Raw genomic sequence first — 25,093 nt, 5'->3', positions numbered from 1 at the left:
TATGGTTGTCGAATAATCGACAGGAGTGGGGCATGGCGCGGGCAGGCGGATCGGCATCGGGCAAGTCGGGACTGGGGACCGCATTTCACGATGGCGGAGTCGCGCCCACCGGCGACCGCGACCTTGCCGACCTGCGCGACAGCTTCCATTTCGACCCGGCAAGCGCGGAGATCCGCCTGGGCAAGCGGCGGATGCTGCTGGTCGACGACATCGTCCTGGGCCAGTTGCGGCGCGAACTGGTGCGCGCGCTAGGCTATGAAAGCGCGCGCATGCTGATGTCGCGCATCGGCTACGGCACCGGCGTCGCGGATGCGCAGCTCGCGCAGGAATTGCGGCATCGCGGCAGCCTGGAGGACATCTATCGCGCCGGTCCGCAATTCCATGCGCTGAAGGGGGCCGTGCAGGTCGAGGAACTGGCGTTCGAGGCGGATTTCGAGGGCGGCCGCTTCTACGGCGAATATGTCTGGCACAATTCGGCGGAATGCGCGTCCCATGTGCAGGAAATGGGCATCGGCGCGCATCCGGCGGGATGGCAGCAGGCGGGATATGCATCGGGCTATGCCTCCACCTTCTTCGGCCGGCCGATGGTGTTCCGCGAACTGGAATGCATCGCGATGGGGCATGACCGCTGTTATCTGGTCGGGCGGCCGGCGGACGAATGGCCGGACGCCGACGCCGAACTGCGCTGGTTCCGCGCCGACACGTACAGCCGTCGGCCGGTGCCGCCGGACAGCGCAGGGCCGGTGGACGTGGACCTGCATATGGGCGCGCGCGCGATCGTAGGCGCGTCGTCCGGCTTCAACACGGTGCTGCATCTGGTGGACAAGGTCGCGCCCACCATGGCGCCCGTGCTGTTCCTGGGCGAAAGCGGCGTCGGCAAGGAAGTGTTCGCGCGCGAACTGCACAAGCGCAGCCGGCGCGCCGACAGGCCGATCGTCGCGGTCAATTGCGCCGCCATTCCGGAGACATTGCTGGAGGCGGAATTGTTCGGGGTGGAGAAGGGCGCCTTCACCGGCGCCGTCGCGACGCGCCCCGGCCGGTTCGAGCGGGCCGCCGGCGGCACCCTGTTCCTCGATGAGATCGGCACGCTGTCCCTCGCCGCGCAGGGCAAGCTGCTGCGCGTTTTGCAGGACGGCGATTATGAGCGGGTGGGCGGGACGAAGACGCTGACCGCCGACGTCCGCCTGATCGCCGCCACCAATGCCGACCTGCGCGCCGAGATGGAGGCGGGCCGTTTCCGCGCCGACCTGTTCCACCGGCTGAGTCCCTTTCCCGTCTATATCCCGCCGCTGCGGGAGCGCCGGGCGGACATCCCGGTACTGGCCAATCATTTCCTTGCCCGTCTCTGCCAGCGGCACGGCCGCGGCCTGCTGCGCCTGGAGGCGGAGGTCGTGCGCGCCTTCCACGACTATGGCTGGCCGGGCAATATCCGCGAGATGGAGAATCTGGTGGAGCGGGGCGTCATCCTGGCGGCGGATGGGGAGGCGATCGGCCTGCACCATCTGACGCTGGGCGTGGGCAACCGGACAGAGGGCTTCGTGCCCGACCCATTCCGCGATTTCGTCGCGCGCCGTTTTCGCCAGCATGGCAGGGGCGCTGAGCAGGATGTCGGCGCGATGCTGCTCGACAGCGGACTCAGCCAGCAACAGATCGCGGATCAACTGATTGCGGCCGCCCTGTGCCGCAGCGGCGGCAATGTCAGCGCCGCCGCCGCCGCGCTGGGCATGACGCGCGCGCAGGTGCAATATTGGAAGGGGCGGCGGGGCGGATGAAGGGCCCCGCCGGAAATCAACGGCCGTGGTCGGACGGCCGTTCCGTCACCGTCTTCACCGCCTGCCGGAAACCGTCGATCAGCGGCGATTCGTCGCCGGAACGGTAGATCATGCACAGGTCGAACGCGGCCGGACCGTCATCTTCGGCCAGCGGCACATAGACCACGTCCGGCAATTGCAGCGTCCGCGCCGATTCCACCGCCGCCGCCAGTCCCACGCCGCTCGACACGAAGGCGACGGCCGTCACCACGTCGTCGACCGTCTGCACGACATTGGGCTCGATGTTGAGGTCGTGAAAGGCGCGCAGCAGGAAATTGCTGAACCCGCCCGACTGGCTGGCGCGGGGATAGAAGATCATCGGTTCCCCCGCCAGGTCCGACAGGGCGATGGATGCGCGGCCCGCCAGCCGGTGGTTGCGCGGCATGGCGATGATCATCGGCTCGTGCACCACGGTTTCCCATTGCAGTCCGGGATATTCCAGGAAGAATCGGTTGAAGCCGATGGCGATCCGCCGTTCCTGCAACGCCTTCACCTGTGTGTCGCGGTCCATATTGTGCAGGATCACCTCGACATTGGGATAGCGCTTTCGGAAATCGAGCACGATGCGCGGCACGATGTCGAGCACGGCGGACCCGAACACGCCCACGTCCAGCCGGCCGAGCGCGCCCTGACCGATCAGTTGCGTCGTGGCGCAGGCCTGCTCCACCAGGTTCAGGATGTTGACCGCCTCCGTATAGAGGGCCTGCCCGGCGGCGGTGGGTTCGACGCCATGACGCTTGCGCACCAGCAGGGACACGCCCAGCACTTCCTCCAGATACTGGATCTGGCGGGTCAGCGGCGGCTGGGACAGATGGAGTTCCTGGGATGCGCCCCGGATGCTGCCATGGCGCACGGTCTCCACGAAATAGCGCAGGTGGCGGATGTCGATGCGGTTCGCGAACATGTCTTGCGCCTTTCGATGCCGTTCGAGATATGCCTTACAGGTATCTCAAAGCGTATAAAACAGTATTATTGGGTAAGGCTATCCTTCGTTAGAAGGTCAGGCGACGACATGGAGAGGACAGTTGGCGCATTTCCAGCATTTCATCGACGGAACCTTCACGCAGGGAACGTCCGGCAGGACTTTCCCCAAATATCGGCCCAGCGACGGAGCGCTGATCGGCCATGTGCATGAGGGCGGCCGCGCCGAAATCGACCTGGCGGTGCAGGCGGCGCGGGCGGCGCAGAAGGGCCCCTGGGCAAGGCTGACGGTGGACGATCGGTCCGACCTGATGCGGGCCGTCGCGGACGGCATCGTCCGGCGCTTCGACGATTTCGTGGCGGCGGAAATGGCCGATACCGGCCAGCCCCGGTCGATGATGGAACATGCCTTCATCCCGCGCGGCGCGGCCAATTTCCGGATCTTCGCCGACGTCGTGAAGAATGTCGCGACCGAGAGCTTCCAGACGCCGACCCCGGACGGGCGGGGCGCGCTCAACTATGCGATCCGCAAGCCCAAGGGGGTGATCGGCGTCATCTGTCCATGGAACGCGCCGCTGCTGCTGATGACGTGGAAGGTCGCGCCGGCGCTCGCCTGCGGCAACAGCGTGATCGTGAAGCCGTCGGAGGAGACGCCGGGCACCGCGACCCTGCTGGGCGAGGTGATGAACGATGCGGGCGTGGCCGCGGGCGTCTATAATGTCGTCCACGGCTTCGGCCCGGACAGCGCGGGCGGATATCTGACCCAGCATCCGGGCGTCGACGCGATCACCTTCACGGGGGAGACGCGCACCGGCACCGCCATCATGCAGGCGGCGGCGCATGGCCTGCGCGACGTGTCCTTCGAATTGGGCGGCAAGAACAGCGCGATCGTGTTCGCCGACGCCGATCTCGACGTGACGCTGGAGGCGCTGGGCCGATCCGTCTTCCTCAATTGCGGGCAGGTGTGCCTGGGCACCGAGCGGGTGCTGGTCGAGCGGCCGCTGTTCGAGGCGCTGGTCGCGGGTCTCAAGGAAAAGGCGGAGGCGCTCAGGCCCGGCGCGACCCTGGGCCCGCTCATCTCCGCCGAGCACCGCGAAAAGGTGCTGTCCTATTATGCGAAGGCCGTGGAGGAGGGCGCGAATGTCGTGACCGGCGGCGGCGTGCCGACCATGCCCGACGAACTTTCGGGCGGCCATTGGGTGCAGCCGACGATCTGGACCGGCCTGGCGGAAGAGGCGTCGGTCTGGAACGAGGAGATTTTCGGTCCCTGCTGCCACATCCGTCCCTTCGACAGCGAGGAGGAGGCCATCGCTGTCGCCAATGCGACCGATTACGGCCTTTCCACCGCCATCTTCACGCGGGACCTGTCGCGCGCGCACCGCGTCGCGGCGGAGGTCGACGTGGGCATCACCTGGGTCAACAGCTGGTTCCTGCGCGACCTGCGCACGCCCTTCGGCGGCACCGGGCATAGCGGCATCGGCCGGGAAGGCGGGGTCCACAGCCTCGAATTCTATACCGAGCTGCGCAACATCTGCGTGAAGCTGTGACCGTGCTGGACGCGGCCGCCATCGCCCGGCACGGCGACGAACTGTACGAGGCGCTGGTCGCCGGCGCGACCGTCCCCAATCTGCGGGACCGGGTGCCGGGCATCACCATCGTCGATGCCTACCACATCCAGGCCCGCATGATCGGGCGGCGCGTCGCCGCGGGCGAGACGGTGGTCGGCAAGAAGATCGGCGTCACCTCCCGGGCCGTGCAGAACGCCATCGGCGTGTTCGAACCGGACTTCGGCATATTGACCAGCGCCATGGCCTATGACGATGGCGCGACCGTCCCCATCGAAGCACTGATCCAGCCCAAGGCGGAGGCGGAGATCGCCTTCGTCCTGAAACGCGACCTGAAAGGCCCGGGCGTCACGGCGGCGGACGTGCTTGCGGCGACGGACCATGTCCGCGCCTGTTTCGAGATCGTCGACAGCCGCATCACGAACTGGGACATCCGCATCCAGGACACGGTGGCCGACAACGCCTCCTGCGGCGTCTATGCGCTGGGTCGCGAGAAGATCGATCCGCGCGACGTGGATCTGGCGCTGGCCGGCATGTGGGCGGAGCGCAATGGCGAGCAGGTGGCCGTGGGCGTGGGCGCGGCCGTGCAGGGTTCGCCCGCCAATGCGGTCGCCTGGCTAGCCAACACGCTGGGCCGGCTCGACATGCCCTTCCTGGCCGGGGAGGTGATCCTGTCCGGCGCGCTGGGGCCGATGTTCCCGGTGGGCGAGGGCGACCATATCGCCATGCGCATCGGCGGGATCGGCGATTGTTCCCTGACCTTCGGCCGGAGGACCGCCGATGCTTGATGCAGCAGCCATTGCCGAACTGGCGAACCGGGTGGACGGCGCCCAGTCGAACCGCCACACCATCGCGAAGCTGACCGACGATTATCCGGGCATGACCGTCGATGACGGCTATGCCGTGCAGGACGAATGCCTGCGCCGCTGGCAGGCGCGGGGCCGGGCGCTGATCGGCTACAAGGCCGGTCTCACCTCGCGGGCCAAGATGATCCAGATGGGCGTCGACGTGCCGAGCTTCGGCCTGCTGATGCGCGACACATGCGATGCGGAAGGCGGCGTGGTGCCGACCGCCGGGCTGATCCATCCGCGCGTCGAGGGGGAAATCGCCTATGTCATGGCCCGCGACCTGTCCGGGCCGGACGTTTCCATCGATCAGGTCCATGCCGCGACGGACTTCATCCAGCCCGCCATCGAGATCCTCGACAGCCGGTTCGAGAAGTTCAGGTTCGACCTGCCGAGCGTCGTCGCGGACAATGGCTCCAGCGCGCGCTTCGTCATGGGCGGGCGGATGCGGCGGCCCGATGATGTCGACCCCGCGACCATCGGCATCGTGCTGGAAATCAACGGCGAGGCGGCGGCGCTGGCCTGTTCGGGCGCGGTGCTGGGCCATCCCGCCCGCGCCGTGCAGATGCTGGTCGCCTGGCTCCATGAGCGGGGGCGGATATTGCCCGCCGGATCGGTGGTGCTGACCGGCGCCGCGACGGAAGCGATGCCGATCGCGAAAGGCGACATCGTATGCGCCCGCTTTCAGGACATGGGCAGCATCAATGTGAGGATAGACTGATGCCGATTATATCCGTGGTCATAGGCGAAGGCCGCTCGATGGAAAAGAAATGGGCCTTCATCCGCGCCCTCACCAGGGCGACGGTCGAAACCATGGACGTGCGTCCCGACCAGGTGCGCGTGATCCTGAACGAAACCCCCTTGGACCATTATGCCGTCGCCGGCGTGACGTTCGGCGAAAAGGCGCAGCAGGGACAAAGTTGATGACCAAAGTGAAATGCGCCATCATCGGGCCGGGCAATATCGGCACCGACCTGCTCTACAAGCTGCTGCGTTCCGACCGGCTGGAGCCGGTCTGGATGGTCGGCGTCGATCCGGCGTCCGAAGGGCTGGCGCGGGCGCGGGAGCTGGGGCTGAAGACCACCGATGCGGGCGTCGACGGCCTGGTGCCGCATGTCGCGAGGGACGGCGTGAAGATCGCGTTCGACGCGACGTCGGCCTATGTCCATGCCGAAAACAGCCGCAAGCTGAACGAGCTGGGCGTGCTGATGATCGACCTGACGCCGGCGGCCATCGGTCCGCTTTGCGTGCCGGCGGTCAACCTGGCGCAGCAGGCGCGCGACGGCGCGGTCAACGTCAACATGGTGACCTGCGCGGGTCAGGCGACGATCCCGATGGTGAACGCGGTCAGCCGCGTCCAGCCGGTCGACTATGCGGAGATCATCGCGACGGTGGCGTCAAGGTCGATCGGCCCCGGCACCCGCAAGAATATCGACGAATTCACCCGCACCACCTCCGCCGCGATCGAGAAGGTCGGCGGCGCGGCGAAGGGCAAGGCGATCGTCGTCGTCAATCCCGCCGAACCGCCGCTGATGATGCGCGACACCGTCTATTGCGAGACCGCCGACGAGCCGGACCGGGACGCGATCGCCGCTTCCGTGCAAGAGATGATCGCGCAGGTGCAGCGCTATGTGCCGGGCTATCGGCTGAAGAACGGGCCGACCTTCGAGGGGCGCAAGGTCTCCATCTTCCTGGAGGTTGAGGGGCTGGGCGACTTCCTGCCCCGATATGCGGGCAATCTGGACATCATGACCGCCGCCGCCGCGCGCACGGGCGAGATGTTCGCGCAGGAGATGATGGAGAGCGTGCAATGACGACGACGGCGCAGATCAAGGGCCGGAAGGTCAAGCTGCATGACATGTGCCTGCGCGACGGCATGCATTCGATGCGGCACCAGATCAGCCTGGACCAGATGATCGCCATCTCGACCGGGCTGGACGAGGCGGGCGTGCCCCTGTTGCAGGTGACGCATGGCGATGGGCTGGGCGGTTCGTCGCTCAACTATGGGCGCGGCGCGCATAGCGACCGCGACTATATCACCGCCGTCGCGTCCCGCATGAAGAACGCCACCGTGTCGGTGCTGCATGTGCCGGGCATCGGCACGCTGGACGAACTGCGCATGGCGGCGGATTGCGGCGCGGGCTGCGTCCATGTCGCGTCCCACTGCACGGAGGCGGACGTGACCGAACAGCATATCGGCCTCGGCCGGAAGCTGGGGCTCGACACCGTGGGCTTCCTGATGATGGCGCACATGACCTCGGTCGAAACGCTGGTCGAACAGGCGCTGCTGATGGAAGGCTATGGCGCGACGACCGTCTATTGCGTCGACAGCGCCGGCTACATGCTGCCCGAAGACGTGACGGCGCGGATCGGCGCGTTGAAGGGCGCGTTGCAGGCGGAGACGGAGATCGGGTTCCACGGCCATCACAATCTTGGCCTTGGGATCGCCAATTCGCTGGCCGCCGTGGCGGCGGGCGCCAGCCGGATCGACGGGTCCGCCGCCGGTTTCGGCGCTGGCGCCGGCAACACCCCGCTCGAGGTATTCGCCGCCGTGTGCGAGCGGATGGGGGTGGAAACGGGCGTCGACACCTTCCGCCTGATGGACGTCGCGGAGGAGCGGGTGCTGCCGATGATGGCGAAGCCCCCGCGCGCCGACCGGGACAGCCTGACGCTGGGCTATGCCGGGGTCTATTCCACCTTCCTCTACGCGGCCAAGGATTGCGAGCGCAAATATGGCCTGCCCGCCCGCGACCTGCTGGTCGAACTGGGCCGCCTGAAGATGATCGGCGGGCAGGAGGACATGATAGAGGATACCGCCCTCACCATGGCGAAGGAGCGCGGGCTGATTTCGGCCTGACGCCCGGTTTTCAGATCGGAGTGAAGAGCATGTCCGTTCCGGGCAGGAATTTCGGCGCCCATTGCGTGGTCGTCGGCGCGAGCGGCGCATTGGGCAAGGCGATCGTCGCCGGGCTGGTGGCGCGCAAGATGCATGTCGTCGCGGTGGCGCGGTCGCGCGAGCCGCTGGAGGCGCTGGTCGATCGCCATGGCGCGGGCGTGGTGATGCCGGTCGTGGCCGACTTCGCGTCCGACGATGCGGTCGATGCGCTTCGGGCGCGGCTGGACCGGCCGGTCGCCATGGTCGTCCATGCGCCCGGCGTGCCGGTGGCGGGCGGCATTCGCGCCGCGCCCACCGACGCGCTGGTGGAGGCCTGCAACATCAAGGTCGGCGGCTTCGTCCGGCTGGTGCGCGCGGTGGAGGACCGCCTGCGCCGCCACAGCCGCCTCGTCGCGATCGGCGGCCATTACGGGTTCGAGCCGACCGCCTATGCCGCCACCGCCGGGGTCGCCAATGCGGCGCTCGCCAATGTGGTGCGGCAGATGAGCTGGGCCTATGGCGGGGAGGGGGTCACCGCCCATCTGGTCGCCCCCGGCCCCGCCGATACCGATCGGCTGCACAAGGTCGCGGCGGCGCGGGCGTCGGAAAATGGCGGCTCGGTCGCGGACGAGCTGGACGCGATGCGCGGCGAATCCGCCATCGGCGCGCTCACCACCCCGGGCCAGGTCGTCTGGGCCGTGGCGATGCTGCTCGATGCGGAGGCGGACGCCATGGCGGGCGCGGCGATAATGCTGGACGCGGGCCGTCGGCGCGGCCTGCCCTGAGGAAGGAGAAGCGGCATGCCCATCGTGCAATTCCATCTGGTGGCGGACCAATATCCGGAAGAAGCCGTCGCCGCGCTGCTGGAGGCAGCCTCGTTCTTCTATGTGCAGGCGCTCTATCCCACGGTTTCGCCGCCGCCCCTGGAGCGGGTGCGCGCTTTCGCCACGAGCGTGCCGGCGCATCGCTGGGCGACGGGCGGCCGGCTGGTCAGCGATGGCGCGGCGCCCGCGCCCTGGTTCACCTGCATCGCCCTCGAAGGCCGCCCGACAGAACAGTTGCAGGCCCTGGCGGCGGGGTTCACCGACCTTGTCGAACGCCATCTGGGCTGCGACCGGTCGCTGATACGCGGCACGGTGATGCCGGTCGCCCCCGCGCTGTGGAGCATCGGCGGCGTTCCCGCCAGCGAGGCGCGCGCGTCCGAAGCGTCGTTGCGCGCCGGATGACGGGCCACGGATGATGGCAGGGGTGATACGCATGGAGTATCACGGGTGAGCGGAAAGGGTATTTGTCGGTAATTCACCCCATGATTATGATCGGTGAAAAGAACAGAATGACTGGCAGGAGAGAGATCGGATGGACGATCGCGATGTTGAAGGCCTGACCCAAGCGGCGCCGTTTCAGATAGAGATAGGGGGCGTGCGCTTTCCCTGCCGCGCCGACCAGAGCCTGCTGGCGGCGATGATCGCGTCCGGGCGCAAGGCGCTGGCCGTGGGATGCCGCAGCGGCGGGTGCGGCGTCTGCCGCATCCGGATACAGGCGGGCCGCTGTTCCACCGGGCATATGAACCGCGCCGTGGTGAGCGCCGCCGATGAGCAGGCGGGCATCGTCCTGGCCTGCCGCGCCTATCCGTCGAGCGACATTCGCGCCGTGCCGTTGCCGCGCGCATCCTTCGGCGCCGCCCCGGTCGGCCGCGCCGCATGAGCGCGATTGCGGAGATCGGCGCCCCCGCGGCGCAGGCGGTGGAGCGGATGCTGTCCGCCGGCCGCGCCCGCGCGGAGGCGATCGGCGCCCGCGTGCACGTCGCGGTCGTGGATGGGGCGGGCAATCTCGCGGGCTATCTGCGGATGCCGGGATCGTTCCTTAGTTCAGGCGAACTGGCGATCGACAAGGCCTATACCGCTGCCAGCTTCGCAATGGCGACGCGCGATTTCGGCGCGCTGCTGGAGCAGGCGCCCCGCCCGGTGCGCGACGGTTTGCTGCGCCGGCCGCGCCTGACGGAAGTTCCGGGCGGCTGTCCCGCCGAGATGCAGGGGCGCCTGATCGGGGCGGTCGGCGTGTCGGGCGGCAGCGAAGTGGAAGACGAGGACATCGCCGCAGCCGCCCTGGCGGCCATGCTGCGCGACGATATTTCTGGGAGAGAATGAATGGCGATTCGTGGATTGCTCCGGGTCGGCGAAGTGTGCGTCAGGGTGTTCGACATCGACGACGCGCGCCGCCACTATGGCGAGCGGATGGGTCTTATCGAAACCTATCAGGGCGACCCCGACAAGCTCTATTACAAGGTCGCGGACGAGCATGACTGGTATTCGCTGGTCCTGCAGAAGGCCGATGCGCCCGGCGTCGAATATTTCGCCTTCCGCACCTATGAGGATGCGGAGATCGACCATTTCGCCGCGGCGCTGACCGAATATGGCCTTGCCGTCGAACATGTCGAGCCGGGCGTGTATCCCAAGAGCGGCCGGCGTATCCGCTTCACCCTGCCGTCGGGCCATGTCATGCACATCTATGCCGATAAGGAGAAGATCGGCAACGGCATGCCGACCCGCAACCCGGGCACCATTCCCGACGAAGGCTATATTCGCGGCTTCCGCTGCGTGCGGCTGGACCATGTGCTGCTGGGCGGCCCCAACATCGTCGAGAACAGGGACATCTTCACCGGGATATTCGGCTTCACCGTCAGCGAGGAACTGGTCACGCAGGGGGACGAGACCCGGCTTGCAGTCTTCCTTTCCTGCTCCAACAAGCCGCATGACATCGCCTTCATCCTGCAACCGGATGGCAGCCGCTTCCACCATGTCTCCTTCCTGCTGGATTCGGTGAACGACCTGTTCCACGCGGGCGACCTGATCGGCAAATATGAAATCCCGGTCGACGTGTCGGTGAACCGCCATGGGGTGACGCGCGGCGCGACCATCTATTTCTTCGATCCGTCGGGCAACCGCAATGAAGTCTTCACCGGCGGCTATGTCCATTATCCCGACACGCCGACGCTGACCTGGGACACCAGCCAGTTGGGCAAGGCCACTTTCTCGCAGGACAATATGCCGCGCGAGAGTTTTCTGAACGTTCTGACCTGACGGTCATCGACAAGACAGGCCGCGACAAGGCGGCCGATACATAAGGGACAAGGGGAGTTTTATCATGAAGTCTGGAATTTCGAACGGCGCGTCCGCGCTGGCGGTGGCGCTCGTCCTTTCGACATCGGCCGCGATGGCGCAGGACGCCGCCGCGCCGCAGGAGAATGTCGGCCTCCAGGACATCGTCGTCACCGCGCAGAAGCGGTCCGAAAGCGCGCAGCAGGTGCCGATCGCCATTTCCGCCGTCACGTCGGAAGCGCTCCAGTCCAAGGGGCTGACCGACATCGCCAGCATTTCCGGACAGGCGCCCAACGTCACCCTGAAAAGCTCCGGCGCGTTCGGCGGGTCCAGCTCGACCCTCTTCACCTATATCCGCGGTATCGGCCAGAATGATTTCGGCTTCAACCTGGAACCGGGCGTGGGCGTCTATGTCGACAATGTCTACCTCGCCCGCAACATCGGCGCGAATGTCGACCTGCTGGACCTTCAGCGCGTCGAAGTGCTGAAAGGACCGCAGGGCACGCTGTTCGGCCGCAACACCATCGGCGGCGCGCTCAACATCGTCACCTCCGATCCGGGCGACGAATGGAAGGTGAAGGGCGAAGTCACGACCGGCCGCTACGATCGCATCGACGTGCGCGGCGCGCTGGAAGCGCCGTTGGCGCCGGGCGTGCTGCACATGGGCCTCGCCTTCTCCACCAAGCATCGCGACGGCTGGCAGAAGCGCATTCCCTATGAAGGCGATACCGGCAACAACCCGATCTGGCTGCTGGCGACCGGCGGCGCGTCGGGCGGCCCCGCCAACGGCAATACGGACGGCGCGATCCTCTTCCCGACGACGGCGAAGGACAGGCCCGACCGGTCGGGCAACATGAACCAGACCGCCGTGCGCCTGAAATTCCTGTTCACGCCCAATGACAGGCTCACCATGCGGCTGATCGGCGACTATCTGAACGTGGATGAGCAGGCGACGCCCTTCTCGCTGCTGGCGGTCAACCAGAATGCCTATGTCGCGCTCTACAACACCTGCATCTCGGGCAATCCGGCCTTCTACGCGCCGGTCGCCGCGCTGGCGGGCGTGCCGGCCGCCGGCGTGACCGACCTGTGCCAGGGCGTGCGCGGCAATGCCGGGTCGCCGGCGGGCATCCAGCCTTCGCTGGAAAGCCAGGCGGGGCAGAACCTGCCCTATGACAACCGCTATGTGATCCGCAACGCGGACGGCAGCATCAATCCCGATCTCAGCTACGCCAGCGGCGCCAATTACAACAAGATCGACAATTACGGCATCAACGGCCAGATCGATTACGACCTGACGGATGCGCTGACGATCAAGTCGATCACCGCCTATCGCCGGCTGAAGTCCAAATTCGGCGCCGACATCGGCGGCGCGCCCTTCTCCGCGCTCGCGCCCACCTTCGCGGATTGGGAAAACCAGCTTTCGCAGGAAGTGCAACTGGTCGGCAATATCTGGGAAAACCGCTGGAAATTCGTGCTGGGCGGCTATTATTTCCATGAATATGGCCGCCACGCGGACCGGGTGCCCTTCATCGGCGGCATGATCCAGATCGTCTCGAACGACCGTTACGACACCAAATCCTATGCCGCCTTCATGCACAACAATATCGATGTCATTCCCGACAGGCTGGGGCTGACCCTCGGCATCCGCTATACCCGCGACGACAAGCGCTTCACCGGCACGCAGCGGGACGAAAACGCCTTCGGCCTGCGCCTGACCCAGGCGCCGCCCGCGCTCGTCCTGCCCGATCCCAACGACATCTACCGCGTCTATCCGCTGGGCGAAAACAGCATGTCGTTCGAAAATGTCTCCTACCGGATCGGCGCGGAATATCACATCGACCGCCGGGTGATGGCCTATGCCTCCTACGCCACGGGCTACAAGGGCGGCGGCTGGACCACGCGCCTGACGCTGCCCAATTTCACCGTCGTCAACGGCGTGCCGGTCAAGCTGCCCGCGCCGACCTTCGGTCCGGAAAAGGGCTCTGTTGCAAACTCTGACACGGTTTCCAAGATTGGGCTCATGTACTGTCAAGGTCAGTTGCGATGAACGATTTCAAAGGACGGCATTTTACCGGCGAGGTCATCCTATGGGCGGTGCGCTGGTATTGTCGATACGGCATCAGCTACCGTGATCTCGAGGAAATGCTGTCCGAGCGTGGGATCGATGTCGATCATACGACGATCTATCGCTGGGTGCAGCGCTACGCGCCGGAGATGGAGAAGCGTCTCCGCTGGTTCTGGCGGCGCGGCTTTGATCCGAGCTGGCGTCTGGATGAGACCTACGTAAAGGTGCGGGGCAAATGGACCTACCTGTACCGGGCGGTCGACAAACGGGGCGACACGATTGATTTCTATCTGTCATCGACACGCAGCGCCAAAGCGGCGAAGCGCTTTCTGGGCAAAGCTCTTCGTGGCCTGAAGGACTGGGAAAAGCCGGCCAAACTCAATACCGACAAGGCACCCAGCTACGGCGCAGCAATCGCTGAGCTGAAACGCGAAGGCAAACTGGCGGCGGAAACCGAGCACCGGCAGGTGAAATATCTGAACAACGTGCTCGAGGCCGACCACGGCAAGCTGAAGATGCTGATCAAGCCGGTACGTGGCTTCAAGTCGATGCCAACGGCCTACGCCACGATCAAGGGCTTCGAGGTCATGCGCGCCCTACGCAAAGGACAGGCCCAGGCATGGTGCCTGCAGCCAGGTATCATGGGGGAGGTGCGCCTGGTTGAAAGAGCATTCGGAATTGGACCCTCGGCCCTGACCGAAACCATGATTATGCTCAATAAGCATTTCGCCAATGCTGCCTAATCCCCCAACTGGGTGACGCCGCGCGGCCGTGCCCCATGTTTGCAACAGAGCCCGGAAAAGGCCTATACGACCGAAATCGGCATCAAGTCCGAACTGTTCGACCGCCGCGTCCGGCTGAACGTCGCGGCCTTCAACACGGAATATAACAGCATCCAGCTCACCTTCCAGAACGGATCGTCCCCGGTCACCGCCAATGGCGGGGACGGGCGCATCCGGGGCGTGGAGGCCGAGCTGAACCTGGCCCCGGTGCGCAACTGGACGCTGGACGCCAGCCTTGGGTATCTGGACGCGGAATATCAGAGCATCCTGCCCGGCGTGCCGCTGACGGGGAAGGAGAAGTTCGTGAACACGCCCAAATGGCAGGCGCAGGCGGGCACCGCCTACACTTTCGAAACCAGCGGCATCGGCAGCTTCACGCCGCGGGTCGACTGGACCTATGCCAGCAAGACCTACAATGACGAGGCGAATACGCCGGTGCTGGCCACGCCGGCAGGCAGCTTCTTCAACGGTTCCGTCACCTGGCGCGCGCCCGGCGAACGCTACGAACTTCAGGCCGGGGTCACCAACATCGCCGACCGCCGCGCCGTCGTGTCCGGCTACACCAATGCAGAGGCGATCTATTCGGGCGTATTCAGCCGCCCGCGCGAATGGTTCCTGACCCTGCGCGTGCGCAACTGAGGACAAGGGGGTTCCCGTGGCCGGTCGGGCGTCGCGGGACAGAGGGCGCAAGGGACGGTTCCCGCGCGCGGCCTGCCATGACCGTCCGGATCGGCCGCCTCCGCAGCCCGGTCCGGGCGGTTCTTTTTTTTGGGCGGGAGGGGGCGGGCGCGATTTCGACAAAATTGTCGACGGCGGCCCGCCCATGACAAAATTGTCGATGCGGCGTGCGCGAAAAGTCCGGATTTCCGGGAAAGTCGAACTGGCATGGGCCTTGCTAAACAGAAAGGACAAGGCAACAGCCGGGAGAGGAAGATGGCGGAACGACCGCAATCCGACATATTGGAAGCGAAGTTCGTGCGCGTCCGCAATCGCCGCGAAAACGGCCTGATCGAATTCGACTTCGCCATCGGCGCCCCGGAAATCTTCGTGGAACTGCTGATGCCGACCGCGGCGTTCGAGGAATTCTGCGCCGTCAACCGCGTGACCGACGTGACCGGCCAGCCGCTGGAGCAGGACGATTTCGACGCCCGGCTGGCGCGGGTGCTCGCCGGCGAAGCCCGATAAGCAAGAGAGGAGACACCGACCCCATGCAGATGGACCTGCGCACCGTCACCATCGCGCCGCAGCGGCAGACCTATGGCCATGTCGCGCGCCATATCGGCGGCGACAAGCCGGCGTCCCGCTATCAGGAGGGCACGATCGGCCTCCAGACCACGGGCAACCAGCATTATCGTCCGCTCTGGGACCCGGCCCACGATTATTTCGACGAAAGCCGCACGAAGCTGAAGATGGCGGACTGGTACGCCTTCCGCGATCCGCGCCAATATTATTACGGCAGCTACGTCTTGGCCCGCGCCAGGCAGCAGGAAGCGGCGGAGGCCGCCTTCGACTTCGTGGAGACGCGGGGCCTGGCCGACGCTTTGCCCGACGACATCCGCGCCCTCGCGCTCGACCTGATCCTGCCGCTGCGCCACGTCGCCTGGGGCGCGTCGATGAACAATGACTTCATCGCCGCCTATGGCTATGGCACGGGCATCACCCAGCCGGCGCTTTATTATGCGATGGACCAGCTGGGCATCGCGCAGTTCGACACGCGCCTTGGTCTGCTGCTCGCCGAACCCGAAGCGCTGGACGCGGCCAAGGAGGCGTGGCTGCACGACGTGCGCTGGCAATCGCTGCGTCGTCTGGTCGAGGACCTGTTCGTGGAGCAGGACTGGTTCGAACTGTTCGTAGCGCAGGATCTGGTGCTCGACGGCCTGCTCTATCCCCTGGTCTTCCAGACGATCGTCGACGGCGACCTGGCGCAGCGCGGCGGCGCCGCGGTGGCGATGGTCACGCAGTTCCAGAATGAATGGGCGGCGGAAACGCGCAAATGGGTCGACGCGCAGATCAAGGCGGCCTGTGCCGACGATGCGGGCAATGCCGCGCTGATCGGCCAGTGGATCGCCAAATGGACGCCGCGCGCCGCCGCCGCGCTCTGCCCGCTGGCCGAAATGGGGCTGGGGGACCGGTCCGCCGCCGTCATGGACGAACTGTGCGCCGCGCTCGACGCCCGCGCCGCCAGGGCGGGGGTCCGCGCATGAGCAGCACCGTCTTCCTCGCGCTTCAGGCCAATGACGACACCCGCCATGTCATCGACGCGATCATGGCGGACAATCCCGCCGCCAGTCTGGACCCGCAGCCGGCAATGGTGCGCATCACCGCGCCGGGCACGCTGGTCGTGCGCCGCGAAACGATCGAAGAGCTGATCGGCCGCGATTTCGACCTTCAGGAGCTGCACGTCAACATGATCTCCCTGTCGGGCCGCGTGGACGAGACCGACGACATCTTCACTCTGAGCTGGGACCGCTGAGCCATGGACATGCCCGTCACGAAGAAGAAGAAACTCGGCCTCAAGGAACGCTATGCGCTGATGACGCGTGGCCTAGGCTGGGAACCGAGCTATCAGCCGATCGACGACATCTTCCCGATGGACCGGTTCGAGGGGATCAGGATCCACGACTGGGACGCATGGGAAGACCCGTTCCGCCTGACCATGGACGCCTATTGGAAATATCAGGCGGAAAAGGAGCGGAAGCTCTACGCCATCGTCGACGCCTTCGCCCAGAGCAACGGCCATCTCACCCTGTCCGACGCGCGCTACATCAATACGGTGAAGCTGTTCGTCAACGGCTTCGCCCCGCTGGAATATATGTCGCACCGAGGGTTCGCCCATATCGGGCGGCAATTCCGGGGCGTCGGCCCGCGCGTCGCCTGCATGATGCAGTCGCTGGACGAAATGCGCCATTCGCAGACGCAGATCCACGCCATCAGCAATTATAACCGCTATTATAGCGGCATGGCGGAGTTCCGCCATCATCACGACTATCTGCCCTATCTTCAGGTGCCCAAGAGCTTCTTCGAGGATGCGGCGACCGGCGGCCCGTTCGAATTCATCGTCGCCATCGGCTTCGCCTTCGAATATGTGCTCACCAACCTCGTCTTCGTGCCCTTCATTTCGGGCGCGGCCTATAATGGCGACATGGGCGCGATGACCTTCGGCTTTTCCGCCCAGTCGGACGAGGCGCGGCACATGACCCTGGGGCTGGAGGTCATCAAGTTCGTGCTGGAGCAGGACCCGGCCAATGTCCCCATCGTCCAGAAATGGCTGAACAAATGGACCTGGCGCGGCGTGCGGCTGCTGACGCTGGTCGCGATGATGCAGGATTACATGCTGCCCAAGCGGGTGATGAGCTGGGCGGAGGCGTGGGAAATCTATTTCGAGGAGAATTGCGGCGCCCTGTTCCGCGATCTCGCCCGCTACGGCATCGTCATGCCGCCCTGCGTCGAGCAGATCAGGCTGGAGCGGGACCACCTGTCCCATATCGCATGGTGCCATTTCTATCAGGCGCGCGGCACCAGCGACTTCCATGTCTGGCTGCCGTCGAAGGAGGACATGGACTGGCTGTCCGCCAAATATCCGGACACGTTCGACCGCTATTACCGTCCGCGCTATGAATATTGGGCGAAGTGCGAAGCGGAAGGAAAGCCGTTCGAGGCGACGGCCGTGCCGATGCAATGCCAGGTCTGCCAGATTCCGATGATGTTCACCGAACCGGGCGATCCGCTGACACTGTGTCAGCGCCATGCCGACTACAAGGGCGAGCAATATCATTTCTGCTCCGACCATTGCCGCGACATTTTCGAGGATGAGCCGGAAAAATTCATCCAGTCGAAGATCGCCGGGCATGAGGTCTTCAAGGGCAACGCCTTCCGCCCCGGCACGGACCCGACGGCCGAGGGCTTCAATCCCGCCGCCGAGGCGCTGGCTTTCTTCCGCATCGAACATGGCCGCGACAACGGCCTGCACAACGGGTCCACGGATGAAAGGAACTTCGCCATGTGGCGCGGCCTTGCAAAGGCCAACGACTGACAGCCGGCCACACCGCCCTCACGGAAGGGATCATATTCCAGGAGAGACATCATGGCCGTCAAAGCCATCGACACCTATGAATTCGAACCGGCCGACAAGGCTGAAAATTTCCACGGCGCCTGCGTCATCTATGCCGGCTGGGACGGGCATCTGCTCTTTTCCAGCCCCTATGCCTGGCCGTTGCCGCCGGACCTGCCCTTCGCGCACTTCATCGCCGGACCCATGGCGGAGATTTTCGGCCAGCATCCCGACTGGGCGGGGATCGACTGGAACAGCGCCGTCTGGACCCGTAACGGCGAAGCCTTCGCCCCCGACATGCAGGCCAGCATCGCGGCCAACGGCCTCAGCCACAAGGATGCGTTGCGCTTCCGCACGCCTGGCCGCGACGGCCTGAACGGAGCCGGCATCTGATGAGCTACACGCTGACCATCGAAACCACCGGCGACGAGGTGGAAGTGGCGGAGGGGCAGACCATCCTCGACGCCTGCCTGCGCGCGGGCATCTGGTTGCCGCATGCCTGTTGTCATGGCCTGTGCGCCACCTGCAAGATCCAGGTGACGGACGGCGAAATCGACCATGGGGAGGCGTCCAGCTTCGCGCTCATGGATTTCGAGCGCGACGAGGGCAAGGCGCTGGCCTGCTGCGCCCGCCTTGAAAGCGATGTCAGCATAGAGGCGGATATAGAGGAAGACCCCGACGCATTGGGAATCCCGGTCGAGGATTTCGAGGGCGTCGTCACCCGCATCGATCCGCTGACCCCGACCATCAGGGGCATCCATGTCGCGCTGGATCGCCCGATCCGCTTCCAGGCGGGGCAATATGTGAACCTGACGGTGGGGGAGGAGGGGGTTCTGACCCGCGCCTTCTCCCTCGCCAGCAATCCCCATGCGCCCGGCGCCGTCGAACTCAATATCCGCATCGTGCCCGGCGGCGTCGGGACGACATGGATACATGAGCATCTGAAGGAGGGCGACCGGGTGAAGCTGTCCGGCCCCTATGGCCGCTTCTTCGTGCGCCATTCGGCGAAGGCGCCCATGCTCTTCCTGGCCGGCGGTTCGGGCCTGTCCTCGCCCCGCTCGATGATCCTCGACCTGATCGCCCGCAACGAGACGCTGCCGATCACGCTGGTCTATGGCGCGCGCAGCCGGGAGGAGCTTTATTATCATGAAGAGTTCGAGGCGCTGGCCCGGACCCATGCCAATTTCCGCTACGTCCCCGCGCTTTCGGACGAACCGGCGGACAGCGGCTGGGCGGGTTTTCGCGGCTATGTCCACGAAGCCGCCAGGGCGGCTTTCGACAATGATTTCCGCGGACACAAGGCCTATATTTGCGGTCCGCCGGTGATGATCGAGGCCTGCCTTGCCACGCTGATGCAGGGGCGCCTGTTCGAAAAGGACATCTACACCGAAAAATTCTTCTCCGCCGCCGACGCGCAGCAGGTTCGAAGTCCGCTTTTCAGGCGCATCTGACCGGATATTGCGCTAGGATCGGGCTGAAAGCGGCGAAACGGCCGGACCGGCGAGGGGAGAAGGGCAAAGATGGCGAGCAAGGCGCTCGACGACCGATCGGGCCGGATCGACCTGTGGTCGAAATTGCGGTTCGACCCCGGCACCGGGACCGTCTGGCTGGACGAACAGCGGATGCTGCTGCTGCACGCCGGGTCGCTGGGCGCGCTGCGGGCGGAAATGGTGCGCACGCTGGGCGAAGGCCGGGCCGGCGCGCTGCTGATGCGCATGGGCTATCAATCCGGCATGCAGGATGCGGAGATCGCCCGCAAGATGGTGGGCGACCGCGATTATGAGGAGGTCTTCCTGCTGGGCCCCCGGCTGCACAAGCTGGAGGGGCTGGTGCAGGTGGAGACCATCCGGTGCGAGCTGGACCTGGACGCCGGGCGTTTCCACGGCGAGTTCCGCTGGACCGAAAGCTGGGAGGCGGAAAGCCAGATAGTCCATTTCGGCATCGGCGAACACGCCACCTGCTGGAACCAGTTGGGCTATGCCTCCGGCTATGTCAGCGCCTTCATGGGCCGCCCCGTCATCTTCCGGGAGACGATGTGCAAGGCGAAGGGCGACCCGCATTGCACCATCGTGGGCGAGATCGCGTCCGACCTGCCGGCGGACGACCCCTATCTGAAGGCCATGCACCCGGAGGACATAGCCGGCCAGTTGCGCGCCATGGCGGAGGAAATCGGGGAACTGCGCGCATCCCTGCGGCGGGAAAAGCAGGCCGGATCGCTGATCGGCCAGTCGCCCGCTTTCCTGAAGTCGATGAACCTGCTGCGCCGCGCCGCCGACAGCAGCATCACCGTCCTGCTCACCGGGGAAACGGGCGTCGGCAAGGAAGTGTTCGCCCATTGGCTGCACGACAACGGGCCGCGCCGCGACAAGCCCTTCGTCGCGATCAATTGCGGCGCCATCCCCCATGACCTGATCGAAAGCGAGCTGTTCGGCGTCGAGCCCGGCGCCTATACCGGGGCCCAGCGGCAGCGGCTCGGCCGGTTCGAGCGGGCGGACGGCGGCACGCTGTTCCTGGACGAGGTGGGCGACCTGCCCCTGCCCGCGCAGGTCAAGCTGCTGCGCGTGCTCCAGACGGGGGAGGTGGAGCGGCTGGGCGGCGACAGGCTGCGCCATGTCGATGTCCGCATCGTCGCGGCGACCAATGTCGATCTGGCGTCGGCGGTGGCGGCCCGGACGTTCCGCGCCGACCTCTTCTACCGGCTCAACCCCTTTCCCGTCGCCATCCCGCCGCTGCGCGATCGGGCGGCCGACATTCCGCTGTTCGTCGAGGCGCTGGTGGAACGGCTCACCCGGCGGCACGGCAAGCCGGTGCGCGGCGTGTCCGACCAGGCGATGCGCGCGCTGATCGCCTATCGCTGGCCGGGCAATGTGCGCGAGCTGGAGAATGTGCTGGAGCGCGGCGTGCTGCTGGCCGAACCGGGCGGGCGGATCGACGTCGACACCCTGTCGATCGTGCTGGAACCGGACAGCCGCGAACAGGCGCATGTGCGCCCGGACGGCAGGCTGGCGGTCACCGGCGCGCCGCTGATACCCGACATCGAAAGGGCGCCGCTGCTGCTGGCGGATTATGAGGCCGCGCTGGTGGAGGAGGCGCTGCGCCGCGCCGGGGGCAATGTCGCGGATGCGGCGCGCATGCTCGGCATGTCCCGGCGGCAGCTCGACTATCGATTGAAGCAGGCGGGCGGCTGAACGCCGCGAACGCCCTTCATTCCCCGGGGCGGTCGGCGAACTTGCCCAGCATGTCCTCGCTATAGCTATGCTCCGGATAGGGCAGCATCTGCGCCAGCCAGCCGGCATGGGCGGCCTTGAGCTCGGCGACCTTGCCGGGCATCGCCGCCTTGCGGTCGGCCCGTTCGCGCTCATCCTGCGACAGGTCGAACAGATAGTCCCGCCCGTAGGACCGCAGATATTTCCACTGGCCGCTGCGCACCGCGATCTGGTCGCCGGCGCGGTGGCGCCAGAACAGCGTGCGGTCGGTCCTGCTGTCGACGTCGCGCAGGAAGGGCATCAGGTCGATGCCGTCCAGCCCCTCCACCCGGCCGGGGTCGCCGCCCGCCGCCGACAGCAGCGTGGGCAGCGCGTCCATCGACATGGTCACCTGCGCGCTGTCGCGCCCCTTGGGCAGATGGGCGGGCCAACTGACGATCAGGGGCACGCGGATGCCGCCCTCCAGCAATTCGCCCTTCATCCCGGTCAGCGGCCAACTATCGGAAAAGCGCTCTCCGCCATTGTCGCTGGTGAAGATCACGATCGTGTCCTCCTCCAGCCCCAGCCGCGCCAGTTCGGCCAGCACGCGGCCGACATTGGCGTCCATGCTCTCCATCATCGCGGCATAGGCGCGGACATTGCCGCCGTCCATCTGGCGCGGATCGGCGGTGGCGCTGCCCTGGGCAGCGTCGCCGGGGCCCTGCCAGGGCCAATGGGGGGCGGTGAAGTGCAGGCTGATGAAGAAGGGGCGGTCCTGCCGCGCCGCCTGCTGCATCCGGTCGATCGCCTTCGCGCCCAGCAGGTCGGTCAGATAGCCGGGGCGGTCGATTTCCGTCCGGTTCTCGAACAGCTTGCCCATCTCATGGCCGTTGATGCTGGTCGCATGGGCGAAATAGTCGGTGCCGCCCGACGCTATGCCGAAGAAATAGTCATAGCCGTGATCGAGCGGGCTGGAGGCCGGCAGTTCCCCCATATGCCATTTCCCGACCAGCGAGGTCGTGTAGCCCAGATCCCGCAGCAGGCCGGGCAGGGTCCTGGTGCCGCGGGGCAGGGACAGTTCGGCGCCGTTGAAGGCGATCGGCTCCTCCAGCCCGATGCGGAACCGCCCCTGGTAACGGCCGGTCAGCAGGGCGACGCGGGTGGGTGAGCAGACGCAGCTATTGGCATAGGCGTTGCCGAACTTCACGCCCCGCGCGGCCATGGCGTCGATCGCCGGGGTCCGGATGTTGCGGCTGCCATAGCAGCCCAGGTCGGCATGGCCCATGTCGTCGGCCATGATATAGAGGATGTTGGGCCGGCGCGGGCCGGATCGCCCGCCGCGGGCGACGGCGGGGGCCGCCACCGCCGAACCCAGGGCGGCGAGCGCCGCCCGGCGCGTCATCGCGCCGGTCATCGATGTCTTCATGTCGTCAAACCTCCTGTCCGGTCACCAGCGCGTCGACAGCGTCACGCCGTAGAGGACCGTTCCTTCGTTGGGCACGCAGGTGTTGGTGTTGCTGAGGCCGTCGAACGGCTCCTTGCGCAGGCAGGTCTTTTCCGAGGTCAGATTGTCCGCGTAGAAGGAAATCTGGTGCCGCCGGTCCCGCCCGAAATCGAAGCCGATGGAGGCGTCGACGAAGAAGCTGGGATCGATATAGCCGCTGCGCGCCTTGGTCAGTTCATTATATTGCGCGCCGACATAGCGGCCGCTGAGCCGCCCGGTCAGGCGATTGTCGCCCAGCTCGACGGTCTGGCTTGCGGTCCCGTTGAACGACCAGCGCGGCGATTGCTGGAGCGGCGCGCCCTTGAGCGCGGTCTGCGGGGTGAGCGCGCCGACGTCGATCACCTCGGTGTCGAGGAAGGCGCCCGCCAGGTCCAGTTCGAAGCCGCCGCCGGGCGCGATCTTTGCCTCCGCCTCCACGCCGGTCAGCCGCGCCTTGGGCAGGTTGATGAAGGCCGGGCCCAGCACCGGCACCTGGCCGAAGGTCTGCAGGTCCTTCCAGTCGTAGCGGAACGCCGCGACGTTGATCTGCACCCGGCGATCGAACAGGCGCGACTTGAGCCCGAGTTCATAGGCGTTGAGCGTTTCCGGGCGGACCGGGGTGTTGCCGGTGCCGTTGAACACGCCCTGGGCGCGGATGTCGAAGGAACCCGACTTGAAGCCGCGCGAATAGCTGAGATAGGCCATGACGTCGGTCGCCAGCTCGTAATTGACGGAGATTTTGCCCGCCAGCTTGCTGACATCCTGCTTCAAGGGCGTGAGCGGGCCGTGGCAGCCGACCACGCCGGCCGCGCAGGGCAGGGTGAAATTGGCGGCGAGGCCGGTCAGGAAGCCGCGCGAGAAGAAGAAGTCGGCGGGCAGGCGGGCCGCGCCGGGCAGGCCGGTCACGCTGTCGAGGGCGGTGATCACGTCGCGCAGGCCCTGCCGCCTGTCATTGGTCCAGCGCAGGCCCGCGCTGATGTCCAGCCGGTCGGTCAGCGCATAGTCGAGTTGCCCGTAGAAGGAGGCGATCTCCGCCTTCTGGTCGATGGCGACCATCGGCACCACCGCCAGCGTCGGCGGTCCGGCGAAATTGTTGCGCACGATGGTGGCCAGGCTGTCCTTTTCATAGGACCAATAGGCCCCGGCGATCCATTTCAACGGCCCGTCCGTGCCGGAGGTCAGCCGGACCTCCTGCGAATAGACGTCGTAGAGCGCGTCCTGGAACACCTGGAACTGGGCGTAGGGCAGGCCGCCGCCTTCCTCCGCATAGAGAACCTTGGTGCGGTCGAAGGCGGAGATGGCGGTCAGGGAGAAGCCGCCGAAATCATGGCGCAGGCGCAGCGATCCGCCCTCGAAATCGACATCGGCCAGATTGCTGCCCGCGTCATAGGCGTCGCGCCAGCGCGACAGCGAGGGATTGAAGGTCAGGCCGCCCTTGCCGGTCGACACGCAATTATTGACGCGTTCGAACTGTTCGACGCCCAGATCGTTGGCGGGGCATGGGGTGACGCCGTCGGGCAGGAAACGGCCGACCGCCTTGCGCGGCGGGCGCGATCCGCGATTATAGCCGACATGGCCCGACAGCAGCAATTCCGTGTCGTCATCGGGTTGCCAGCCGATGCCGAAGCGGCCGGAATAGCGCTTCGTCGATCCGATCTTCTCGCCGGTCGCGACATCCCGGAACACGCCGTCGCGGGTCTGCACCTGCCCCGCCACGCGGATGGCGAGCGTATCGGTCAGCGGCACGCCGATCGCGCCTTCCACATCGATCCGGTTGAAGCGCCCGGCATTGATGCGGGCATAGCCGTTGAAGCCCTCGCCCGCGTCGGGCCGGCGCGACACATAGTTGATCGCGCCGCCGGTGGTGTTGCGGCCGAACAGGGTGTTCTGCGGCCCGCGCAATATCTCTACCCGTTCCAGGTCGAACAGGCCGAAGGTGCTGGAGAAAGGCGTCACCAGCGACACCTCGTCCAGATACTGGCCCACCGCCTGTTGCGCCGTAAGGTGGAAATTCTGGGTGCCGACGCCGCGGATGGAAATGCCTGCATTGACGGCAGAGCTCTGCTTGAAGCTCAGGTTCGGGAATTGCCGGACCAGATCGGTCGGATCGGCGATCCGCCGTTCGGCCAGGGCCTCTCCGCCCAGCGCGTTGATCGCGATCGGGATGTCCTGGACATTTTCCGCGCGCTTCTGCGCGGTGACGACAATGTCCTGGATGCCGGCCGATCCGGCATCGTCCTGCGCGGCCGCCATCGCCGGCAGGCAGAGCCCGGCGAGCAGCGCCAGCCTCGGCATGCGGCGCGCCAGATGTCGTTTCCCGTTCATATCTCCCCCTCCATGATCTGGCCGATCATCCGTCGGCCCCGCTTGTTCCGGGCACTGTCGCCATAAGGGGGCGGCAGGACAATGGGG

At 66.1% G+C, this 25,093-nt stretch carries 25 protein-coding genes; 22 read left to right on the top strand and 3 right to left on the bottom strand.

The window, feature by feature from the left end:
- Nucleotides 1-32: 32 nt before the first annotated feature.
- Nucleotides 33-1,772, top strand: a complete 1,740-nt coding sequence (locus tag LDB29_RS20670; RefSeq protein WP_099186570.1) for a sigma-54-dependent Fis family transcriptional regulator — start codon at nucleotides 33-35, stop codon at nucleotides 1,770-1,772.
- Between the two features lie 16 nt (nucleotides 1,773-1,788).
- Here LDB29_RS20670 and LDB29_RS20665 read toward each other — a convergent pair whose 3' ends face one another.
- Nucleotides 1,789-2,715, bottom strand: coding sequence for a LysR substrate-binding domain-containing protein (locus tag LDB29_RS20665; RefSeq protein WP_048575941.1), 927 nt, complete (start codon nucleotides 2,713-2,715; stop codon nucleotides 1,789-1,791).
- A 121-nt stretch (nucleotides 2,716-2,836) separates the two neighbouring features.
- On the opposite strand from LDB29_RS20665, the gene LDB29_RS20660 reads away from it, so the two are divergent.
- From LDB29_RS20660 to LDB29_RS20560, 21 genes are all read left to right on the top strand, one after another.
- Nucleotides 2,837-4,279, top strand: a complete 1,443-nt coding sequence (locus tag LDB29_RS20660; protein ID WP_257557548.1) for a 2-hydroxymuconic semialdehyde dehydrogenase — start codon at nucleotides 2,837-2,839, stop codon at nucleotides 4,277-4,279.
- Nucleotides 4,276-5,085 carry a fumarylacetoacetate hydrolase family protein gene (locus tag LDB29_RS20655; protein ID WP_083199059.1) on the top strand — a complete coding sequence of 270 codons (810 nt, stop codon included), beginning with the start codon at nucleotides 4,276-4,278 and terminating at the stop codon, nucleotides 5,083-5,085. The genes LDB29_RS20660 and LDB29_RS20655 overlap by 4 nt, the downstream gene beginning before the upstream one ends.
- A complete protein-coding gene (locus LDB29_RS20650) occupies nucleotides 5,078-5,863 on the top strand; it encodes a 2-keto-4-pentenoate hydratase (RefSeq protein WP_048575939.1) in 786 nt (261 codons plus the stop codon). Before LDB29_RS20655 ends, LDB29_RS20650 begins: the two co-directional genes overlap by 8 nt.
- The gene (locus LDB29_RS20645) at nucleotides 5,863-6,066 is read left to right on the top strand and encodes a tautomerase family protein (protein WP_025548043.1); all 204 of its coding nucleotides are present in this window, start codon (nucleotides 5,863-5,865) and stop codon (nucleotides 6,064-6,066) included. The genes LDB29_RS20650 and LDB29_RS20645 overlap by 1 nt, the downstream gene beginning before the upstream one ends.
- A complete protein-coding gene (locus LDB29_RS20640) occupies nucleotides 6,063-6,956 on the top strand; it encodes an acetaldehyde dehydrogenase (acetylating) (RefSeq protein ID WP_172451731.1) in 894 nt (297 codons plus the stop codon). Before LDB29_RS20645 ends, LDB29_RS20640 begins: the two co-directional genes overlap by 4 nt.
- Nucleotides 6,953-7,999, top strand: a complete 1,047-nt coding sequence (gene dmpG / locus LDB29_RS20635) for a 4-hydroxy-2-oxovalerate aldolase (RefSeq protein WP_257557541.1) — start codon at nucleotides 6,953-6,955, stop codon at nucleotides 7,997-7,999. Before LDB29_RS20640 ends, dmpG begins: the two co-directional genes overlap by 4 nt.
- 29 nt (nucleotides 8,000-8,028) lie before the next feature.
- Nucleotides 8,029-8,802, top strand: coding sequence for an SDR family oxidoreductase (locus tag LDB29_RS20630; protein WP_257557539.1), 774 nt, complete (start codon nucleotides 8,029-8,031; stop codon nucleotides 8,800-8,802).
- Nucleotides 8,803-8,817: 15 nt separating this feature from the next.
- Entirely contained in the window at nucleotides 8,818-9,243 is a 426-nt protein-coding gene (locus tag LDB29_RS20625; RefSeq protein ID WP_257557537.1) for a tautomerase family protein, read from the top strand.
- Between the two features lie 130 nt (nucleotides 9,244-9,373).
- Nucleotides 9,374-9,721 carry a 2Fe-2S iron-sulfur cluster binding domain-containing protein gene (locus tag LDB29_RS20620; RefSeq protein WP_025548035.1) on the top strand — a complete coding sequence of 116 codons (348 nt, stop codon included), beginning with the start codon at nucleotides 9,374-9,376 and terminating at the stop codon, nucleotides 9,719-9,721.
- Complete coding sequence (locus LDB29_RS20615; protein WP_099186562.1) at nucleotides 9,718-10,164, top strand: heme-binding protein; 447 nt, start codon at nucleotides 9,718-9,720, stop codon at nucleotides 10,162-10,164. Before LDB29_RS20620 ends, LDB29_RS20615 begins: the two co-directional genes overlap by 4 nt.
- On the top strand, nucleotides 10,165-11,097 hold the full coding sequence (locus tag LDB29_RS20610; RefSeq protein ID WP_048575933.1) for a catechol 2,3-dioxygenase: 933 nt from the start codon (nucleotides 10,165-10,167) through the stop codon (nucleotides 11,095-11,097).
- A 64-nt stretch (nucleotides 11,098-11,161) separates the two neighbouring features.
- Nucleotides 11,162-13,162 (top strand): TonB-dependent receptor, encoded by a 2,001-nt coding sequence (locus tag LDB29_RS20605; RefSeq protein ID WP_257557532.1) that lies wholly within the window; start codon nucleotides 11,162-11,164, stop codon nucleotides 13,160-13,162.
- Nucleotides 13,159-13,923 carry an IS6 family transposase gene (locus LDB29_RS20600; protein WP_006949122.1) on the top strand — a complete coding sequence of 255 codons (765 nt, stop codon included), beginning with the start codon at nucleotides 13,159-13,161 and terminating at the stop codon, nucleotides 13,921-13,923. The genes LDB29_RS20605 and LDB29_RS20600 overlap by 4 nt, the downstream gene beginning before the upstream one ends.
- A 39-nt stretch (nucleotides 13,924-13,962) precedes the next feature.
- Nucleotides 13,963-14,601 carry a TonB-dependent receptor domain-containing protein gene (locus LDB29_RS20595; protein ID WP_257557530.1) on the top strand — a complete coding sequence of 213 codons (639 nt, stop codon included), beginning with the start codon at nucleotides 13,963-13,965 and terminating at the stop codon, nucleotides 14,599-14,601.
- A 294-nt stretch (nucleotides 14,602-14,895) separates the two neighbouring features.
- Nucleotides 14,896-15,147, top strand: coding sequence for a phenol hydroxylase subunit (locus LDB29_RS20590; protein WP_257557529.1), 252 nt, complete (start codon nucleotides 14,896-14,898; stop codon nucleotides 15,145-15,147).
- A gap of 23 nt (nucleotides 15,148-15,170) precedes the next feature.
- Nucleotides 15,171-16,166, top strand: coding sequence for a phenol hydroxylase (locus LDB29_RS20585; RefSeq protein WP_044661077.1), 996 nt, complete (start codon nucleotides 15,171-15,173; stop codon nucleotides 16,164-16,166).
- Nucleotides 16,163-16,435, top strand: a complete 273-nt coding sequence (locus tag LDB29_RS20580) for an MmoB/DmpM family protein (protein ID WP_007684796.1) — start codon at nucleotides 16,163-16,165, stop codon at nucleotides 16,433-16,435. The genes LDB29_RS20585 and LDB29_RS20580 overlap by 4 nt, the downstream gene beginning before the upstream one ends.
- A 3-nt stretch (nucleotides 16,436-16,438) precedes the next feature.
- On the top strand, nucleotides 16,439-17,995 hold the full coding sequence (locus LDB29_RS20575; RefSeq protein ID WP_102999895.1) for a YHS domain-containing protein: 1,557 nt from the start codon (nucleotides 16,439-16,441) through the stop codon (nucleotides 17,993-17,995).
- A gap of 51 nt (nucleotides 17,996-18,046) precedes the next feature.
- Nucleotides 18,047-18,406 (top strand): phenol hydroxylase subunit P4, encoded by a 360-nt coding sequence (locus LDB29_RS20570; RefSeq protein WP_025548022.1) that lies wholly within the window; start codon nucleotides 18,047-18,049, stop codon nucleotides 18,404-18,406.
- Nucleotides 18,406-19,464: an NADH:ubiquinone reductase (Na(+)-transporting) subunit F gene (locus tag LDB29_RS20565; RefSeq protein WP_257557528.1), complete on the top strand. Its 1,059-nt coding sequence runs from the start codon at nucleotides 18,406-18,408 to the stop codon at nucleotides 19,462-19,464. The genes LDB29_RS20570 and LDB29_RS20565 overlap by 1 nt, the downstream gene beginning before the upstream one ends.
- A 69-nt stretch (nucleotides 19,465-19,533) precedes the next feature.
- Complete coding sequence (locus LDB29_RS20560; RefSeq protein ID WP_025548019.1) at nucleotides 19,534-21,201, top strand: sigma-54-dependent Fis family transcriptional regulator; 1,668 nt, start codon at nucleotides 19,534-19,536, stop codon at nucleotides 21,199-21,201.
- Nucleotides 21,202-21,217: 16 nt separating this feature from the next.
- Here LDB29_RS20560 and LDB29_RS20555 read toward each other — a convergent pair whose 3' ends face one another.
- Nucleotides 21,218-22,624, bottom strand: coding sequence for a sulfatase (locus LDB29_RS20555; RefSeq protein WP_257557527.1), 1,407 nt, complete (start codon nucleotides 22,622-22,624; stop codon nucleotides 21,218-21,220).
- Between the two features lie 21 nt (nucleotides 22,625-22,645).
- Nucleotides 22,646-25,006, bottom strand: a complete 2,361-nt coding sequence (locus LDB29_RS20550; RefSeq protein ID WP_257557525.1) for a TonB-dependent receptor — start codon at nucleotides 25,004-25,006, stop codon at nucleotides 22,646-22,648.
- Nucleotides 25,007-25,093 lie beyond the last annotated feature (87 nt).

The organism is Sphingobium sp. CFD-2 (assembly GCF_024611135.1).
GTDB classification, from domain to species: Bacteria; Pseudomonadota; Alphaproteobacteria; order Sphingomonadales; family Sphingomonadaceae; genus Sphingobium; species Sphingobium fuliginis.
Note: the sequence above shows the minus strand (reverse complement) of the source record. Positions and strands in the feature narration are given on the sequence as shown.